The following is a 15,414-nucleotide window of genomic DNA, read 5'->3' as shown; positions in this document are numbered from 1 at the left end:
GTCAGCCGGCTGCTTTTCTCGGGCGCGCAATCTGATAGTTTGCGTCGGATTCCACCGGGAGAAATTTAATGCGCAAGATCCTGACCGTGCTGGCCGCCCTGGCCTCGCTGAGCCTGACCAATTGCGGCTACAACGCGATCCAGAGCGAGGACGAGCAGATCAAGGCCAATTGGTCCGAGGTCGTGAACCAGTATCAGCGCCGCGCCGACCTCGTGCCCAACCTCGTCAACTCGGTGAAGGGCTTTGCCCAGCAGGAGAAGGACGTGCTGCTCGGCGTCACCAATGCGCGGGCCAAGGTCGGCAGCATCCAGGCGACGCCTGAGGTGCTGAACGATCCCGCCGCGTTCCAGAAATTCCAGGCCGCGCAGGGCGAGCTCTCCAGCGCGCTGTCGCGGCTCCTGGTCGTCACCGAGAACTATCCGCAGCTGAAGTCCGATGCCTTGTTCAAGGATTTGATGTCGCAGCTCGAGGGCACCGAGAACCGTATCACGGTCGCGCGCAACCGCTACATCAAGGCGGTGCAGGACTATAACGTCACCATCCGCTCGTTCCCGACCAACCTCACCGCGATGGCGTTCGGCTACAAGGAAAAGCCGAACTTCACGGTCGAGAACGAGAAGGCGATCTCGACCGCGCCGAAGGTGGACTTCAATCCGGCACCGGCGCCGTCGAAGTAAGCGCGTTCGGTCCCGATGCGCGTCCCACCCACCACTGTCATTCCCCGCGAAGGCGGGGAATCCAGTACGCCGCGGCCTCTCCGCATCCCGCCGGCGTCTCTGGAATACTGGATCGCCCGGTCCAGCCGGGCGATGACAGCGAGGGTGTGGTGCGCGGTCCTCGCCATCGCACTCCTCCTCACCTTTGCCTTCCCCACCCACGCCGACGTCGCCGTCCCCCAGCTCACCGGCCGCGTCGTCGATCAGACCGGCACGCTCTCAAGCAGCGACATCGCCACGCTCACGCAAAAGCTGCGCGACTTCGAGAACCGCAAGGGCAGCCAGATCGCCGTCCTGATCGTCCCGACCACGCAGCCGGAGACGATCGAGCAATTCTCGATCCGGGTCGCGGAGGCCTGGAAGATCGGTCGCAAGAAGGTCGACGACGGCGCGATCCTCGTCGTCGCCAAGAACGACCGGCATTTGCGCATCGAGGTCGGCTACGGTCTCGAAGGCGTGCTCACCGACGTCACCTCGCGGCGCATCATCGACGAGGATATCACCCCCAAGTTCAGGAGCGGCGATTTCGCCGCGGGCATCAGCGCAGGCGTCGACCGCATGATGCGGGTGATCGACGGCGAGCCGCTGCCGTCACCCTCGCGCAGCGTCAACTTCGCCCACAATCTGGACGACCTCGCGCCGGTGTTCGCGGTGGCGCTGTTCGCCTCGATCGGCGTCGGCGGGTTTTTCCGCGCGATCCTGGGGCGGCTGCTCGGATCATTGGTGACCGGGGGCATCATCGCAGCGGTGACCTGGCTCATCCTCGGCTCCGCTGCTCTCGCCGCGGCCGTCGGCGTGCTCGGCTTCGTCATCGGATTTATCGCCGATCTGTTTTCGGCGATCACGCCGGGTACGGGCCGCTCGCGCGGCGGCGCATGGTCGAGCGGCTCCTCGGGTGGCTGGAGCAGCGGATCGTCAAGCAGCAGCGACAGCGGCGGCTTCAGCGGCGGTGGCGGCAGTTTCGGCGGCGGCGGTGCCTCGGGGAGCTGGTAGGACATGAGCATCAAGCGCATTGCCCGACATCTCGTCCAGCATCATTGGCGGGCGAAGCAGATTTTCCCGCAAGCCGTGCTCGACCGCATCGAGCAGGCGATCCAGCGCGGCGAAGCCACCCATTCCGGCCAGGTCCGCTTCGTCGTCGAAGGGGCGCTCGACGGCCGTCCGCTGTTCCGCAACCAGCCGGCCCGCGCGCGCGCGCTCGACGTGTTCTCGCATCTGCGCATCTGGGACACCGCGCACAACAGCGGCGTTCTGATCTATCTCCTGCTCGCCGACCGCGACGTCGAGATCATCGCCGATCGCGGCATCGATGCGAAGGTTGGCGCGGAGGGTTGGGAGACGATCTGCCGCGCGATGGAGGCCGAGTTCAGGTCGGGCCGGTTCGAACATGGCGTCATCGCAGGTATCGACGCGGTGTCGCGCGAGCTGGCGCGCCATTTCCCGCCGGGCGCATCGCATCCGAACGAGCTACCGGATGCGCCGGTCGTGATGTGACGGAGTGTGATGTGAGAGGGGCGGGAGCCACTCCACATCCGTCATTGCGAGCGTAGCGAAGCAATCCAGGCTGCCGCCGCGGAGGAATTCTCGATTGCTTCGCTGCGCTCGCAATGACGCTGGAGGAGCAGCGCGCTCAACGCTCTCCGTCATCCTGAGGCGCGAGCGTAGCGAGCCTCGAAGGATGAGCGGCCCAGCGCCCATTCCGCCGCCGTTCATCTTCCCCCGATTACGAATTGTTTCACGCCCGCCACACCGGTTCCACTTTCCCGGCCCAATTCGGCCCCGGATAACTTCCTAAAATTTCGGTAAGCGGGTCCCGAGGTAAGGATTTCGCAAGCAATGAAAGTTACCAAAAGGTCAACCGAGACTGGAGTATTTGAGCCGTGAGCGAACCCATGCCCGAGCAGGCTGCCCAGGAGTCCGGTGCTGTCGACGCCGCAGCGCCGCAGGCCGTCGAGGTTGCCGCCGGTATCGACGCCCCCTCGATCGCCCCCGACCACGAAGCGCCGCCCAAGCCGGATCCGGTCAAGGCGGACGCCCCGAAGATTGAGCCGCCGCGGATCGAAGTGCCGAAGGTCGAAGCCAAGACTGAGGTCAAGACTGAGGCCAAGCCCGAGCCGAAGCCCGGCAAGCTGATTGTCATGGCGCCCTCGGATCGTTCGTGGGACCGTGAGGACTTCGCCCCCCATGTGAAGGCGGACGAGCCGCGCGAGGCCGGCAGCAAGCGTCGCCTGTCGGCCATGGCCGCGGTGGTGGCGATTGCCGCCAGCGTCGGCGCGATTAGCGGCGCGCTTGCGACCGCCGGCATGATGCATTTCGCTGCTCCAGCCCAGGCGCCGGTCCAGGTCGCCGACACCAGTGCGCTGGATGCCTCCGTCGCGCGGATCGATGCCGACCTTGTCGCACTGAAGGCCAATGTCGAGCAGAGCTCGAAGTCCGGCCTGAGCCAGTTCAACCGCGCCAACGACCGGCTGGACAAGCTCGAAAAGGCGCAGGCCGAGCCGCTGGCCAGGATCGCAAAGCTGTCCGAGACCGTCGACAAGCTCCGCGCCACGCCGCCTGCCGCGCCCGCGCAGGCCGCAGCAGCGATGCCCAAGGAGACCACCGGCTCGATCGCGCCGACCCAGCCCCAGACCCAGGTCGCGACCGCGGCGGCCCCGGCGCCCGCAGCTCCCAAGACTGAAGTCGGACGTCTGCCGACGATCGAGGGTTGGCGGCTGCGCAACGCCAGCAACGGCGGCGCGCTGATCGAGGGCCGCGACGGCCTCTACGAGGTCTATCCCGGCGATCCCATCCCCGGCGTCGGCCGTGTCGATGCGATCCGCCGCCAGGATGGCCGCTGGGTGGTCGTCACCAGCAGGGGGCTGATCACGGCGCGCTGAGCGTCCGGTATCCGACTTTCGAAGAGGCGCTTCACCGCGATGTGAGGCGCCTTTTTGCTTGAATAGGCATCCCTGCGCGGTGTTACCTCAGGCATGGGTCGCTTCTTGCGAATTCTCGTTGCTGCCGCCGCATTGCTGGGCGGTGTCGTTCCGCTCTTCGCAGCGGACAGCACTGCGCTGACCCGCGGCACCGCGATCACCGACCCCGCTCTCCTGCGCAAGCTCGACCAGACTAATGCGCTGACGATCTCGCGTCTTTTGTCGCCGGAGCGGAATTCCGACGTTCCGCTCACGACCGAGCTGATGTTCGCCTCGCTGCCGCAGCTGAAAGCGATTCTGCCCGCGATCGATGCGGAATTCGAACGGTACGCCGCCTGGTACAAGGCGACCTATCCTGGCGAGACCATCGGCGTCGGCGAGGGTTTCGACGCGCAATTGTTCGATCGGGCCAATCTGAAATCGCGCGAGGCGCGGTTCGTGCTCGCCGGCATCGTCAATCGCATGGACCGTGCCTATGTCTCGCAAGAGTCCTGCGGCGAGATCCGGCTGATCTTTCGTCTCGCGCGGTTCGACGGCGGGCCGGATGGCAGCAAGAGCGCATCGCGCCTGCCGATGACGTTCAACCTGGTGATGAAGGCGCGCGACGCGCGCCGGACGGATGCGAACGGCAAGCCGGTCAGCTGCGCCGAGATCGCGCGGCGCTGGCTCGACAAAGGCGACTGGCAGGGCTTGATCGGCAGCCGCTTCCCGCCTGACGACGCCATGCTCGACCAGATCGAGACCAACATCCAGGTCTCGGTCGCGCCGAAATCGGCGCTGCACGATTTCCGCTCCGACTATCTTCTGAAGGTGTTCAAGTACGACGCCGCCACCAGGACGTTCGAGGAATCGACGCTGGAGAACCAGATCGACCGCGACCGCATTCTTGCCGACGACGCGCTGCGGCGCGACTTCAAGGCCTGGCTGCTCGCGCCCGAGAACTTGCGCGAGTTCGATCGCGGCACGGTGCTGATCCCGGAGAGATTCCTGGCCAAGGCCGCAATGGTGCCGACCCCCGCCGGCCTCGACGCTTCGGCCTTGCAGCCGGAGTTCGGCTTGATGCAGGGGGAGGGCAAAGGCGATCCCGTCTTCACTGACAATGACGTGGTTGGCGCGCTGAAGCAGGCGGCCGCCCGCGGCCTCGACCTGCAGAACGTCCGTTCGGTCGCAGGCTTCCAGCGCCGCCTCAACGACATCACCTGTGCCGGCTGCCACCAGACCCGAGGCATCGGCGGCTTCCATTTCCCGGGCGTCGATTGGCTTGCGGACAAGCCGTCTAATTCCACCCTCGTGCCGGCCTCGCCGCATTTCTTCGGCGACCAGCTCCGCCGCCGCGACATCCTGACCGCGTTCGCGGCCGGCAAAAGCCCTGATTTCTCACGCGGATTTGCCGATAGGCCGCAGACCCGCGGCAGAAGCGAGCTGGCCGGCAGCGAATATCAGGACGGCTGGGGCGCGCATTGTTCCCTGCAAGATCCGGGATCGGGAACGCCGGACAAGAGTTTTACGTCATGGAGCTGTGCTAACGGTCTGACCTGCCAGGCCGCCGCGGCCTCGCGCCGCATCGGCATGTGCTTCATCAAGACGCGTTAGCGCGTGATCCGGACCCGGAGGGCCGCGCCAGCGCAAGTGTGTAGCCGTTTTCGGAAAAGATCACGCGCAAGCTAACAGATCGATTTGGATGACCCATGACGGACACGAGCGAAGCCAACAAGATGCGCAATCGCGAGATTGCGCGCAATGAGGAAGCCAAGCAGATCACCGGCAGCGCGCGTGTCAGCATCTGGGCGGTCGCGGTGGCTGTCATCATCGGCGGGATTCTGCTCACGCTGGGCTGGCTGTCGCTGAGGTGATCGGAGCCGTCACGTCGCGTAATTCGTCATCCGCTTGCCGGGTAGCAGCTCGTAGGCCGGCTTCCAGCCCGGCAGCGCGGCCATGCGGCCGAGCCAGGCATGGATGGCCGGATGGCTCGCGGCGAAATCGAAGCCGTGCTCATCGCTCGGATAATGCAGATAGGCCATCATCGAGATGTCCGCGACCGTGGGCCTTGCGCCGATCGCGAAAGCATTGTGCTGGAGATGTCCGTCGAGGATACCGAGAAAGTCTTCGAGCCGCCGGCGAAAATGCTTCAGCACCTGCGGGTCGTTTTTCTCGGTGAAGGCGCGCATGAAGCGGTAGGTCGCCATGTAGCCGGTGAGCTTGTGGTTGTCCCAGAACAGCCAGCGCAAGAGCTCGAACTTCTCGTCCTCCGTCTCGGCGCCAAAGCGGCCGTATTGCTCGGCCAGTTTCAGCAGCAGCGGCGCGGTCTGCGTCATCTTCACGCCGTCGACCTCGAGCACGGGAATCTCGCCCATCTCGTTGACGGCCTTGCGCCACTCCGCCGTGCGCGTGACGCCGCCGGCGAAATCGGTCCAGACCGGCTCGAACGTCTCGCCGCAGAGCGTCAGCATCAGCGCCAGCTTGTAGCTGTTGCCGGATTCGGGGAAGTAGTGAAGGCGATAGCTGGGCATGAGACCTCGCGGCATCTGTGTGTTGCCGGTTGTTATAGCGAGATAGTCCAGCATCGTCATTGCGAGCGCAGCGAAGCAATCCAGCAATGCATCCGCGGAGACACTCTGGATTGCTTCGCTGCGCTCGCAATGACGGGGTTAGAGCGGCGCGCTCCTACCCGACCGCCCCCGACGACCTCAGCTGCTTGATCGCCGCCTCGTCATATCCCGCCCCGCGCAAAATCTCGTCACTGTGCTCGCCGACGGCCGGCGGCTTGCGCGGCTGCACCTTCTTGGCGCCGTCGATCCAGATCGGGCTGTTGATGGTGAGCATGGTGTCGTTCTCGAACGGCACCAGCACCTCGTTGTCCAGCATCTGCTTGTCGTTCGGGATGTCGTCCAGGATGGCGACGACGCCGAACACGAGACCGTTGCCGTCGAGGATCTTTCGCCATTCGGCGAGATCCCTGGTGGCGAAGGTCTCGTCCAGGATCTTGATCAGCTCGACCGAGCGGGCGTGGCGGTCGGCCTTGGTGACAAAGCGGGGATCGGCGATCAGGTCTTCGCGCCCCACGCACTTGGCCAGCGTCGGAAACTGCTTCTCCTCGTTCAGCAGCGACAGGATCAGCCAGCGGCCGTCCTTGCACTGATAATGGTTGGCGACCGCGTTGAGCGCGCGCTCGCGCGGCCGTCTCTCAGCGAATTCGGCGCCGCAGAGCTTGGCCTGCGCCAGCGTGCCCCCGGCCCATACCCCGTTCGCCATCAGATTGGAGGCGACATGCGAGCCCTTGCCGGTCTTCTCGCGCTGATAGAGCGCGGTGACGATCGCGCTGTAGAGCGCCATGGCGCAGGGGTGGTCGCCCATGCCGGCGACCGAGCGGGCCGGGGTCGTGTCGATGTCGGCGCGGACCAGGTCCATCAGGCCGGAGCGCGCCCAATAGGCGTTACTGTCGAAGCCGGGCTTGTTGGCCTCCTCGCCCTTTTCGCCATAGCCGGTGAAGGAGGCGTAGATCAGCCGGTCGTTGAGATGAGCGAGATGGTCATAGGTGATGCCGAGCTTGGCGCGCACCGGCGGCGGCATGTTGGTGATGAAGACGTCGGCTTCTTCCACGAGCTTGTAGAGCACGGCCTGCGCTTCCGGCTTGGACAGGTCGAGCGCGATGCTCTTCTTGTTGCGGGCCTCCAGCAGCCAGGCGTAATTGTGCTCGCCGCCCGGATAGCCCGGAATGTTGGGCAGATTGCGGTAGGGGTCGCCAGTGCCGGGCGGCTCGATCTTGACGACGTCGGCACCGAAATCCGACAGCACGGTCGCGGCCGCGGGCGCTGCGATGAAGCTTGCGCAGTCCAGAACCTTCAGGCCTGCAAAAATGCCCTTCTCCATCGCAGCGTCGCTCCCTCGCTTCAGTCGTTTCCCGCGCGCTGGAATTGGCGCGGGCAGGTAGTGGGAGCATTAGACCGATGTTTTGCCGGGATGCAACGGCGCCTGGCGCAAGGCCTCACTCCTCTCCCGCAAGCAATGCGGCATTGCCGCCGGCAGCCGCGGTGTTGATCGTCACGGTCTGCTCGGTGGCGAAGCGCGCGAGGTAGTGCGGGCCGCCGGCTTTGGGGCCGGTTCCGGACAGGCCGCTGCCGCCGAACGGCTGCACGCCCACCACGGCGCCGATCATGTTGCGGTTGACGTAGATGTTGCCGACCTGGACGCGGTCGATGATGGCCTCGATCGTATCGTCGATGCGGGAATGGATGCCGAGCGTGAGCCCGTAGCCGGTGCGCGCGATCGATTGCAACACACGCTCGAGGTTTTCCGCGCGGTAGCGCACGACATGCAGGATCGGGCCGAACACCTCCTCGGTGAGCTGACCAGCCTCCTTGAGCTCGAAGATATGCGGCGCGACGAAGCAGCCATCCGGCGCGTGGCCTGCAAAGTGCAGCCGCGCCTCGCGCTTCATCCGCGCGACATGCGCATCGAGGCGTTGCTTGGCCTCGTCATCGATCACTGGACCGACGTGAGTCGCAGCATCTGCGGGATCTCCAATCCTGAGTTCGCGCGCGGCGCCCGCGATCATCTCGATCATGCGGTCGGCGACATCCTCCTGCACGAACAAGAGCCGCAGCGCCGAGCAGCGCTGGCCGGCGGAACGGAACGCGGAGGTGACGACGTCATCGGCCACCTGCTCGGGCAGCGCGGTGGCATCCGCGATCATGGCGTTGATGCCGCCGGTCTCTGCGATCAGCGGCACGATCGGCCCGTCCTTGGCGGCCAGCGTCCGGTTGATCGCTCGTGCAACCTCGGTCGAGCCGGTGAAGACGATTCCGGCGACATCAGGATGCGCGGTGAGGACGGCGCCGATACGGCCGTCGCCGGTGACGAGATGCAGCGCGCTTCCGGGGATGCCGGCCTCGTGCAGCAGGGCGACGGCCTCGCGCGCGATGCGCGGCGTCTGCTCGGCGGGTTTTGCCACCACGCTGTTGCCCGCCATCAGCGCCGCGGTCACCTGACCAAGGAAGATCGCGAGCGGAAAATTCCACGGCGAGATAGCGATGAACACGCCGCGGCCGCGAAGGCCGAGCGCGTTGCTCTCGCCGGTCGGGCCCGGCATGGCCGCATCAACGCCGAACAGCTTTCGGCCCTGCGCGGCGTAATAGCGGCAGAAATCGGCGGCCTCGCGCAGCTCGGACAGCGCGTCGTCGAGCGTCTTGCCGCCCTCGGCTTGCAGCAGCGCGATGAAACGGGCGCGGCGGCTTTCCAGGAGATGCGCGGCCTGCTCCAGCGCCGCGGCGCGTGTGCCCGCCGGCGTCCGGCTCCAGCCGGCAAAGCCGGCGCGCGCAGCCGTCACCGCCGCATTGGCCTGATCCGGTGTTGCATCTGCGACAGGCTTGAGATCGACCACCTCGGCCCTGACATCGGCCAGCAGCTGGTCCAGTGCGGCGCGCTCACCGAATTCGACGCCGCGCGAATTGCGCCGCTCCGGCGCGAACAGATCTGCCGGCAACGGTATGTTGGCATGAGGTGCCTGTTGCGGCCGGCCAATGGCATCCGCCGGGCGCTGCAGCAGCGCCGAAACCGGCACGCGATAGTCGGCCGCCTGCGCCACGAAGGACGAGTTGGCGCCGTTCTCCAACAGCCGTCGCACCAGATAGGCGAGCAGATCGCGATGGCTGCCGACCGGCGCATAGGTGCGGTAGGCGATCTCAGGATGATCCCTGGCGAGTTGCTCGTACAGCGCTTCGCCCATGCCGTGCAGGCGCTGGAACTCGAAACCGCCGCCATCTTGCGCGAGCTCGAGCACGGTCGCGACCGTCAGCGCGTTGTGGGTGGCGAATTGCGGGAAGATGCGCGGCCGCAAGGCGAGAAGCTTCGTCGCGCAGGCGATGAAGTTCAGATCGGTCATCGCCTTGCGCGTGAACACGGGATAGCCGTCAAGCCCGCGCTCCTGCGCGCGCTTGATCTCGGTGTCCCAATAGGCGCCCTTGACGAGGCGCACCATCAGCTTGCGGTCATGCGCGCGGGCGAGTTCATCGACATAGTCGATCACGGTGCTGGCGCGCTTCTGATAGGCCTGGATCGCCAGGCCAAATCCGTCCCATCCGGCAAGTGACGTATCGGCGAGCGTCGCCGCGATCACGTCGAGCGACACCTCCAGCCGGTCGGCCTCCTCGGCATCGACGGTGAAGTTCAAATCGTAGGTCTTGGCGCGCTGCGCGAGATCCAGCAGTTGCGGCACCAATTCGCGCATCACGCGGTCGCGGCTGATCGCCTCGAAGCGCGGATGCAGCGCCGAGAGCTTGACGGAGATGCCGGGCCGGTCGGGCAGGGCATGGTTGCCCGCCGCCTTGCCGATCGTCTCAATCGCGCTGGCATAGGCGTCGAAATAGCGTTTGGCGTCAGCGGCCGTGCGCGCGCCTTCGCCGAGCATGTCGAAGGAATAGCGCGGCTTCTGGCCGGAGCGCGGCCGGCCCCGCTCCAGCGCCTGCTCGATGGTCTCGCCGAGCACGAAATGATTGCCCATCAGCCGCATCGCCTGGCGCGTCGCGGTGCGCACCGCCGGCGCGCCGAGCCGCTTCACCAGCCGGCCAATGGTGCCGTCGGGCGTCTCCCCCGGCTGGATCACCCGGGCGGACAGGCCGAGTGCCCAGGCCGAGGCGTTGACCAGGAACGCCGTGGACTTGGTCTCGTGATGGATGAAATCGCCTTCGCCGAGCTTGTCCTCGATGAACTGGTCGGCGGTGCGCGCATCAGGCACGCGCAGCAGCGCTTCCGCCAGCACCATCAGCGCCAGCCCCTCCTTGGTCGAGAGCGCGAACTCCCGCAGCATGTCCTCGACCCCGCCGAGCCGGTCGTCGCGCTTGCGGATGGCCTCGATCAGCCGCGTCGCGGTGCGGTCGATCCGCGCCTCCTGTGGTGGGGCGAGATGCGAAGCCGGCAGAAGCTTTGCGGCGATCTCGGCGTCATCGGGGGCGTAAGGCGCTAAGAAGGGCGGCGGGATGTTCGGCATGGCGTGTCCTGTGGCTGACATCCAGGATAAGGCCCGCGTGACCGCAGTTCGATAGACAATCTAGCCAGTTTGCCTTAGAAAATGAAGATAGGAAACAGCTTGGCCTCATAAAGTATGGAATTGGACCGAACCGACCGGAAAATCCTCTCGATTTTGCAGGAGGATGGGCGCATCGCCAATGTCGAGCTCGCCGAGCGCATCGGGCTGTCGCCGACCTCGATCGGCGAGCGGCTGAAGCGCCTGCAGCGCGAGGGCTTTGTCGAAGGCTATGGCGCGCGGCTCAATCCGCACCGGCTCGGCCTTGGGCTCCTGGTGTTCGTCGAGGTGCTGCTCGACAAGACCACGCCCGACAATTTCGAGCGGTTCGCACGGGCCGTGAGGCTCGCCCCTGAAGTGCTGGAGTGTCACATGGTTGCCGGCGGCTTCGACTATCTTGTGAAGGCGCGGCTTGCCGACATGACTGCCTATCGACGCTTTCTCGGCGAGACCCTGCTGTCGATGCCGGGCGTGCGCGAGACGCGGACCTATGCGGTGATGGAGGAGATCAAGCGCGACGCACCGCTGCCGGTGGGTTAGCGAAGTGCAGTCGCGATTGTCATTGCTGTGGTTCGATAAGCGGTCTTCGCAGGAAAAATAGCTATCCTTGTGCAATCGCAACGCCTGTCGTCGAATGCACCGGCCGTCTTCTTAAATTTTTTTGGCCCGCTCCCGGACAAATCCGGGAGGCAGCAAAGGCTGGCGCGGGCTTATACTTTGAGGTTCTCCGCGGAGGTCTTGCCCCGGTTTGCGATCTCTTCGTATTCCACCGTCTGTCCCTCGTTGAGGGTCGACAGACCGGCCTTCTGCACTGCCGAGATATGCACGAACACATCCTTGCCACCCGACGCAGGCTGGATAAATCCATAACCCTTCGTCGGGTTGAACCACTTGACCGTACCTTTAGCCATCACGACTTCTCCGCGGGTCTTCCTCCGAGATCTCGAACCGCCAGTCCCCGCCAACCGGCCGGTTCGGTCCTAACAGGATACGCGGAATGTGGCAGGCTTGGTAGCTCAAACCACATCGCCATTTCGCCGAATTCCGCTCAACTTCGCGGCGTTTTTGCCGCTTTTGCCCGTTTCGCGGTCAAATGGCCGGCACGCGTGCCGGCGTCCGTCAATACGTCGCAGCCAGATAATCGACGATCTTGCCGACATCGGCATCGTCGATCGGTGCGCCATAGACCTTGATCATCTTGGTCACCGCGGCCTGCCAGAAGGCCCTCTTGTCCTTCATCGGCGGCTGCGTGGCGACGTAGTCGGACGAATGGCAGGCGCCGCAATTGCCCTGCACGACCTCGAGGTTGGGTCCGGGCTTGAAGGCGGCGACCTCGTCGGGGGTCTTGTAATTGACCGGCGCTGCAAGTGACGAGCCCATCAATGCGGCGGCGGCGAGCGTGATGGCGAGGAGAACGGTGCGCTGCATGATCAGTCTCCTTCAGGCCACGCTGACGCGGACGGTTTCGACGACGTTGCGCAAATAGCCCGCCGGGTTCCAGCGCGGCGTGTCCGGCTGGGTCTCGCCGCCATTGCCGGTGGCGCGGACCTTGAGCTCGTGGCTGCCGGCCGCGAGCTTCACCGGCAGCTTCCATTCGCGGAAGGCGTACTTGCCGAGATCCTTGCCGAGCTTGGCGCTGACCCAGGTCTTGCCGGCGTCGGTGGAGACCTCGACCGCCTTGATGCCCTTGCCGCCATCGAAAGCGATGCCGCGCAGGGTCACCGCTCCCGCCTTCAGCTTGGCACCGTCGGGGATGCTGGTGATGAAGGAGCGGATGGTGAAGCGGTTGATCGGGATGGTCGCCTTCGGCGCAGTGCCCGGCTCGACCGCGTTGTTCGGCGTGTCGGGGATGCGATAGGCCGACTTCATCCAGAAGCCGTCATAGACATTGTCGATGACGGTGATCTCGTTGAGGTGCTTGACCCAGTAGGTGCCGTAATAGCCGGGCACGATCAGGCGCAGCGGGAAGCCGTTGAGGAACGGCAGGTCCTCGCCGTTCATGCCATAGGCCAGCATCACCTCGCCGTCGCTGGCATGATCGATGTCGAGTGCCTTGACGAAATCCGGTGTCTTGTCGTTGACCGGCCCATCCATGCCGTTGAACGTCACCTGCTTGGCGCCGGCCTGCACGCCCGCCATCTCGAGCACCACCTTCAGCGGCACGCCGCGCCAGCGCGCACAGCCCATCGCGCCGTTGGCGAGCTGGCCGCCAGCGACGCGCGGCTCGAAGAAACCGCGGCTGTTGCCGGAGCATTGGTTGACGGCGACGAGCTCTGTCGCCTTCATCTTCCTGATGTCTTTCAGCGACAGTTTCAGCGGCTTGTCGACCTTGCCCTTGACCTCCAGCGTGAACTTGTCGGGGTCGAGATCGTAGGGCAGGTCGGAGAGGTGATAGCGCACGAAGAATGCGTTGTTCGGCGTGATCGGGCCGTCGTTGAACACCGCAAACGGTGTCTCGAGTTGCGGCGGCCGGCTGGTCAGGCCGATCATCGGCCGCTTCTGCGGATACTTCACCAGCGGCCGTTCGCCGTTGGCGAAGGGCAGGGTCACGGTGTCGAGGGCCAGCGCCCTGGTGGCGTCCAATCCTGCCGCCAGCGCGGCGAGGCCCGCACCTTTGAGCAGGTCGCGTCGATCGAACATGTGGTCTCCTCCCGGAGCTTTTCTTCTGACCGCGGTCATCACCGCGAGACCCGCGCTCATCTGTCGCCTCGATTTGGATGATGTCAATTCGTGCTTTCGCAGCAAGCCCATGCCGCTGCGTTGCAGCAGGCCGGGGTTGCGCTTGTAGGAGATTGAGCCGAGCTGCTGTAGCGCAGGCGGGAGAGGGAGCGCACCTCGCGCTTGGCTTGCGCCTTAAGCCGCCACGCGCTCGCTGCGATCGACCAGCCCCGCCAGCTCCCTCGCATTCGCCACCACGCGCACCGCGAGCACCTCGTCGCGGCCGCGGATGGCGACCTCCTGCTGCGGCAGGGCGTCCTCGGCAATATCAGCGGTGCGGCGGATTTCTTCCGAAACGATCGCCTCGCAGGCCAGCGTCTTGGTCATGTCCTGCAGGCGGGCCGCGACGTTGACGGCATCGCCGAGCGCGGTGAAGACGATGTGATCGCGATAGCCGATGTCGCCGATGATGACCTCGCCGCCGTGGATGCCGATGCCGAAGCGGATCGGCTGGCGCAGATCGTGGCTCAGGAGGTCGTTGAGCGCGTCGATATGCGTGGCGATGCCGGCGGCGGCCTTCAGCGCCTGCCGGCACGCGGTTTGCGGGTCGGCCGCGAGCCCGAACAGGGCCAGCATGCCGTCGCCGACGAACTGGTTCGGCTGGCCGCCGTTCTCGATCACCGCCTGCGACACCGCACCGAGGAAGCGATTGACGATGAAGACCGTGTCGAACGGCAGCCGCTTCTCGGCCAGCTGCGTCGAGCCGCGCATGTCCACGAACAGGCTGACGAGATAGCGCTCCTGGCCGATGCTGGCGGATGTCGAGGCCTGCCCGTCCGCTCCATGCGTGTGAGGCGTGAAGAGCTGGAAGAAGGAGAGATCGGAGGTCGGGCGCAGCTGACAGGCCAGCCGGATCGAGGGATCGGCGGTGCCGACGCGGGTGAGCACGAAGGCCTCGCGCTGCGACGGTGTGGGAAGGGTGTCATGATCGCCGATGATGCGGATGCGGCAGGTCGAGCAGCGGGCGCGGCCGCCGCAGACGCTGGCATGCGGCACGTTGTGGCGCAGGCTCGCTTCCAGCACGGACAGGCCCTTGGGGACGCGCACCGTCTTGCCGTTGCCGTAGGACAGCGCGATCATGCCGCCGCGCCGTTCGCGCAAGGCGCGCGCGCCGCGCGCCACCAGCACCAGTCCCAGCAGTCCGAAATAGCCGATGGTGAGACCGCCCGCGATGCGGTCGAGCGTGTTGCCTTCCGCAGCCGTGCCGACCTGGCGGCGGGTGAGGTTGTGCGTACGCCATTCGCCGTCGTCACTGTCGGCGGCGACGCTGCGGCCGCCCTGGTAGATGCCGAGCAGTGACAGTGTCGGGACCAGCACGGCGGCCGCGAGCAGATAGGGCGCCGCACGTGTGAAGAACGGCTTCAGACGAAGCCAGAAATAGATGCCGATGCAGCCGTGCACCCAGGCAATGAGAAGCAGGATCGTCATCTGCCAGAGTCGGCCCGGCGCCGCGACGAAGAATAGATAGAGCTCCTGCGGATAGAGCTTCTCGTGTCCGTACAGCGTCTGTCCGAGCCGCACGCCGATGACGTGGCCCATGACGAGCACGGGGATGCTCAAGCCGAGCACGAGCTGGAGCGGCTCGATCGTCCGCCAGCGGAACTGGCGGCGCTGATACAGCGCGTAGAGGCCGAGCCCCATATGGGTGAGTGCGGCCGTGTAGAACACGATCGCGACCGGGAGGAACTGCCAGAACAGCGTGTGGTAGTAGACCCCGGTCTCCATGGCATCGACCGAGATGTTGCCGAGCGCATGGTTGAGGAAATGACTGACCACATAGGCGAACAGGATGATGCCGCAGACGAGCCGCACCTGCCGCACGCCGGTGGCGCGGACGACGGACATCTGTCTGGGAGCGGTGGCCATGATTCGATTGTATCAGTTCATGGAGGAGAACAGCCAGCGTAGCCTTTAATTCCCGGTGTGGACAGGTTGTAAGGTCACATGCGCGGCAAAGGTTACCAAACCGTAGGGTGGGCAAAGGCGCGCGCTGGCGCGCCGTGCCCACGATCTCTATCCTCAATAACCGTGGGCACGCTTC

14 protein-coding genes are annotated in these 15,414 nt (G+C 65.5%); 7 read left to right on the top strand and 7 right to left on the bottom strand.

The features are described from left to right. Window positions 1-68: 68 nt before the first annotated feature. The 6 genes from ACNJYD_RS33785 (at window position 69) to ACNJYD_RS33760 (ending at window position 5,487) form a co-directional block, all read left to right on the top strand. A complete protein-coding gene (locus ACNJYD_RS33785) occupies window positions 69-677 on the top strand; it encodes a LemA family protein (protein ID WP_212259825.1) in 609 nt (202 codons plus the stop codon). A 132-nt stretch (window positions 678-809) separates the two neighbouring features. Then, window positions 810-1,709, top strand: a complete 900-nt coding sequence (locus ACNJYD_RS33780) for a TPM domain-containing protein (protein ID WP_439364571.1) — start codon at window positions 810-812, stop codon at window positions 1,707-1,709. Between the two features lie 3 nt (window positions 1,710-1,712). Beyond that, window positions 1,713-2,210 (top strand): TPM domain-containing protein, encoded by a 498-nt coding sequence (locus ACNJYD_RS33775; RefSeq protein WP_439364570.1) that lies wholly within the window; start codon window positions 1,713-1,715, stop codon window positions 2,208-2,210. A gap of 398 nt (window positions 2,211-2,608) precedes the next feature. After that, the gene (locus ACNJYD_RS33770) at window positions 2,609-3,595 is read left to right on the top strand and encodes a hypothetical protein (protein ID WP_439367546.1); all 987 of its coding nucleotides are present in this window, start codon (window positions 2,609-2,611) and stop codon (window positions 3,593-3,595) included. A gap of 93 nt (window positions 3,596-3,688) precedes the next feature. Further along, the gene (locus ACNJYD_RS33765; protein ID WP_439364569.1) at window positions 3,689-5,227 is read left to right on the top strand and encodes a hypothetical protein; all 1,539 of its coding nucleotides are present in this window, start codon (window positions 3,689-3,691) and stop codon (window positions 5,225-5,227) included. 95 nt (window positions 5,228-5,322) lie between these two features. Then, entirely contained in the window at window positions 5,323-5,487 is a 165-nt protein-coding gene (locus ACNJYD_RS33760) for a hypothetical protein (RefSeq protein ID WP_212259817.1), read from the top strand. Window positions 5,488-5,496: 9 nt separating this feature from the next. Here the strand turns inward: ACNJYD_RS33760 and ACNJYD_RS33755 are convergent, their stop codons facing one another. From ACNJYD_RS33755 to putA, 3 genes are all read right to left on the bottom strand, one after another. Beyond that, entirely contained in the window at window positions 5,497-6,144 is a 648-nt protein-coding gene (locus ACNJYD_RS33755; RefSeq protein ID WP_172788428.1) for a glutathione S-transferase family protein, read from the bottom strand. Window positions 6,145-6,298: 154 nt separating this feature from the next. After that, complete coding sequence (locus tag ACNJYD_RS33750) at window positions 6,299-7,504, bottom strand: CaiB/BaiF CoA transferase family protein (protein ID WP_439364568.1); 1,206 nt, start codon at window positions 7,502-7,504, stop codon at window positions 6,299-6,301. A gap of 115 nt (window positions 7,505-7,619) precedes the next feature. Beyond that, window positions 7,620-10,619 carry a bifunctional proline dehydrogenase/L-glutamate gamma-semialdehyde dehydrogenase PutA gene (putA, locus tag ACNJYD_RS33745; RefSeq protein WP_439364567.1) on the bottom strand — a complete coding sequence of 1,000 codons (3,000 nt, stop codon included), beginning with the start codon at window positions 10,617-10,619 and terminating at the stop codon, window positions 7,620-7,622. A 114-nt stretch (window positions 10,620-10,733) separates the two neighbouring features. On the opposite strand from putA, the gene ACNJYD_RS33740 reads away from it, so the two are divergent. Next, window positions 10,734-11,195 carry an Lrp/AsnC ligand binding domain-containing protein gene (locus ACNJYD_RS33740; RefSeq protein ID WP_036009699.1) on the top strand — a complete coding sequence of 154 codons (462 nt, stop codon included), beginning with the start codon at window positions 10,734-10,736 and terminating at the stop codon, window positions 11,193-11,195. Window positions 11,196-11,365: 170 nt separating this feature from the next. Here the strand turns inward: ACNJYD_RS33740 and ACNJYD_RS33735 are convergent, their stop codons facing one another. The 4 genes from ACNJYD_RS33735 to ACNJYD_RS33720 all read right to left on the bottom strand — a co-directional run bounded on the left by ACNJYD_RS33735 (window position 11,366) and on the right by ACNJYD_RS33720 (window position 15,239). Further along, window positions 11,366-11,566: a cold-shock protein gene (locus tag ACNJYD_RS33735; protein ID WP_008563500.1), complete on the bottom strand. Its 201-nt coding sequence runs from the start codon at window positions 11,564-11,566 to the stop codon at window positions 11,366-11,368. Window positions 11,567-11,774: 208 nt separating this feature from the next. After that, entirely contained in the window at window positions 11,775-12,083 is a 309-nt protein-coding gene (sorB, locus tag ACNJYD_RS33730) for a SorB family sulfite dehydrogenase c-type cytochrome subunit (protein WP_172788425.1), read from the bottom strand. 12 nt (window positions 12,084-12,095) lie between these two features. Continuing rightward, window positions 12,096-13,295, bottom strand: a complete 1,200-nt coding sequence (gene sorA / locus ACNJYD_RS33725) for a SorA family sulfite dehydrogenase catalytic subunit (RefSeq protein ID WP_439364566.1) — start codon at window positions 13,293-13,295, stop codon at window positions 12,096-12,098. 213 nt (window positions 13,296-13,508) lie between these two features. After that, window positions 13,509-15,239, bottom strand: coding sequence for an adenylate/guanylate cyclase domain-containing protein (locus ACNJYD_RS33720; protein ID WP_212259807.1), 1,731 nt, complete (start codon window positions 15,237-15,239; stop codon window positions 13,509-13,511). Window positions 15,240-15,414 lie beyond the last annotated feature (175 nt).

The sequence above is a fragment of the Bradyrhizobium sp. SPXBL-02 genome (genome assembly GCF_051853065.1).
In the GTDB taxonomy this organism is placed as follows: Bacteria; Pseudomonadota; Alphaproteobacteria; order Rhizobiales; family Xanthobacteraceae; genus Bradyrhizobium.
Note: the sequence above shows the minus strand (reverse complement) of the source record. Positions and strands in the feature narration are given on the sequence as shown.

Excerpts from the sequence above, each read along its gene's own strand:
- ACNJYD_RS33735 (WP_008563500.1), bottom strand. The coding sequence starts at position 11,566 with ATGGCTAAAGGTACGGTCAAGTGGTTCAACCCGACGAAGGGTTATGGA.
- ACNJYD_RS33740 (WP_036009699.1), top strand. The coding sequence starts at position 10,734 with ATGGAATTGGACCGAACCGACCGGAAAATCCTCTCGATTTTGCAGGAG.
- ACNJYD_RS33770 (WP_439367546.1), top strand. The coding sequence starts at position 2,609 with ATGCCCGAGCAGGCTGCCCAGGAGTCCGGTGCTGTCGACGCCGCAGCG.
- ACNJYD_RS33775 (WP_439364570.1), top strand. The coding sequence starts at position 1,713 with ATGAGCATCAAGCGCATTGCCCGACATCTCGTCCAGCATCATTGGCGG.
- sorA (WP_439364566.1), bottom strand. The coding sequence starts at position 13,295 with ATGTTCGATCGACGCGACCTGCTCAAAGGTGCGGGCCTCGCCGCGCTG.
- ACNJYD_RS33785 (WP_212259825.1), top strand. The coding sequence starts at position 69 with ATGCGCAAGATCCTGACCGTGCTGGCCGCCCTGGCCTCGCTGAGCCTG.
- sorB (WP_172788425.1), bottom strand. The coding sequence starts at position 12,083 with ATGCAGCGCACCGTTCTCCTCGCCATCACGCTCGCCGCCGCCGCATTG.
- ACNJYD_RS33750 (WP_439364568.1), bottom strand. The coding sequence starts at position 7,504 with ATGGAGAAGGGCATTTTTGCAGGCCTGAAGGTTCTGGACTGCGCAAGC.
- ACNJYD_RS33765 (WP_439364569.1), top strand. The coding sequence starts at position 3,689 with ATGGGTCGCTTCTTGCGAATTCTCGTTGCTGCCGCCGCATTGCTGGGC.
- putA (WP_439364567.1), bottom strand. The coding sequence starts at position 10,619 with ATGCCGAACATCCCGCCGCCCTTCTTAGCGCCTTACGCCCCCGATGAC.
- ACNJYD_RS33755 (WP_172788428.1), bottom strand. The coding sequence starts at position 6,144 with ATGCCCAGCTATCGCCTTCACTACTTCCCCGAATCCGGCAACAGCTAC.
- ACNJYD_RS33780 (WP_439364571.1), top strand. The coding sequence starts at position 810 with ATGACAGCGAGGGTGTGGTGCGCGGTCCTCGCCATCGCACTCCTCCTC.
- ACNJYD_RS33720 (WP_212259807.1), bottom strand. The coding sequence starts at position 15,239 with ATGGCCACCGCTCCCAGACAGATGTCCGTCGTCCGCGCCACCGGCGTG.
- ACNJYD_RS33760 (WP_212259817.1), top strand. The coding sequence starts at position 5,323 with ATGACGGACACGAGCGAAGCCAACAAGATGCGCAATCGCGAGATTGCG.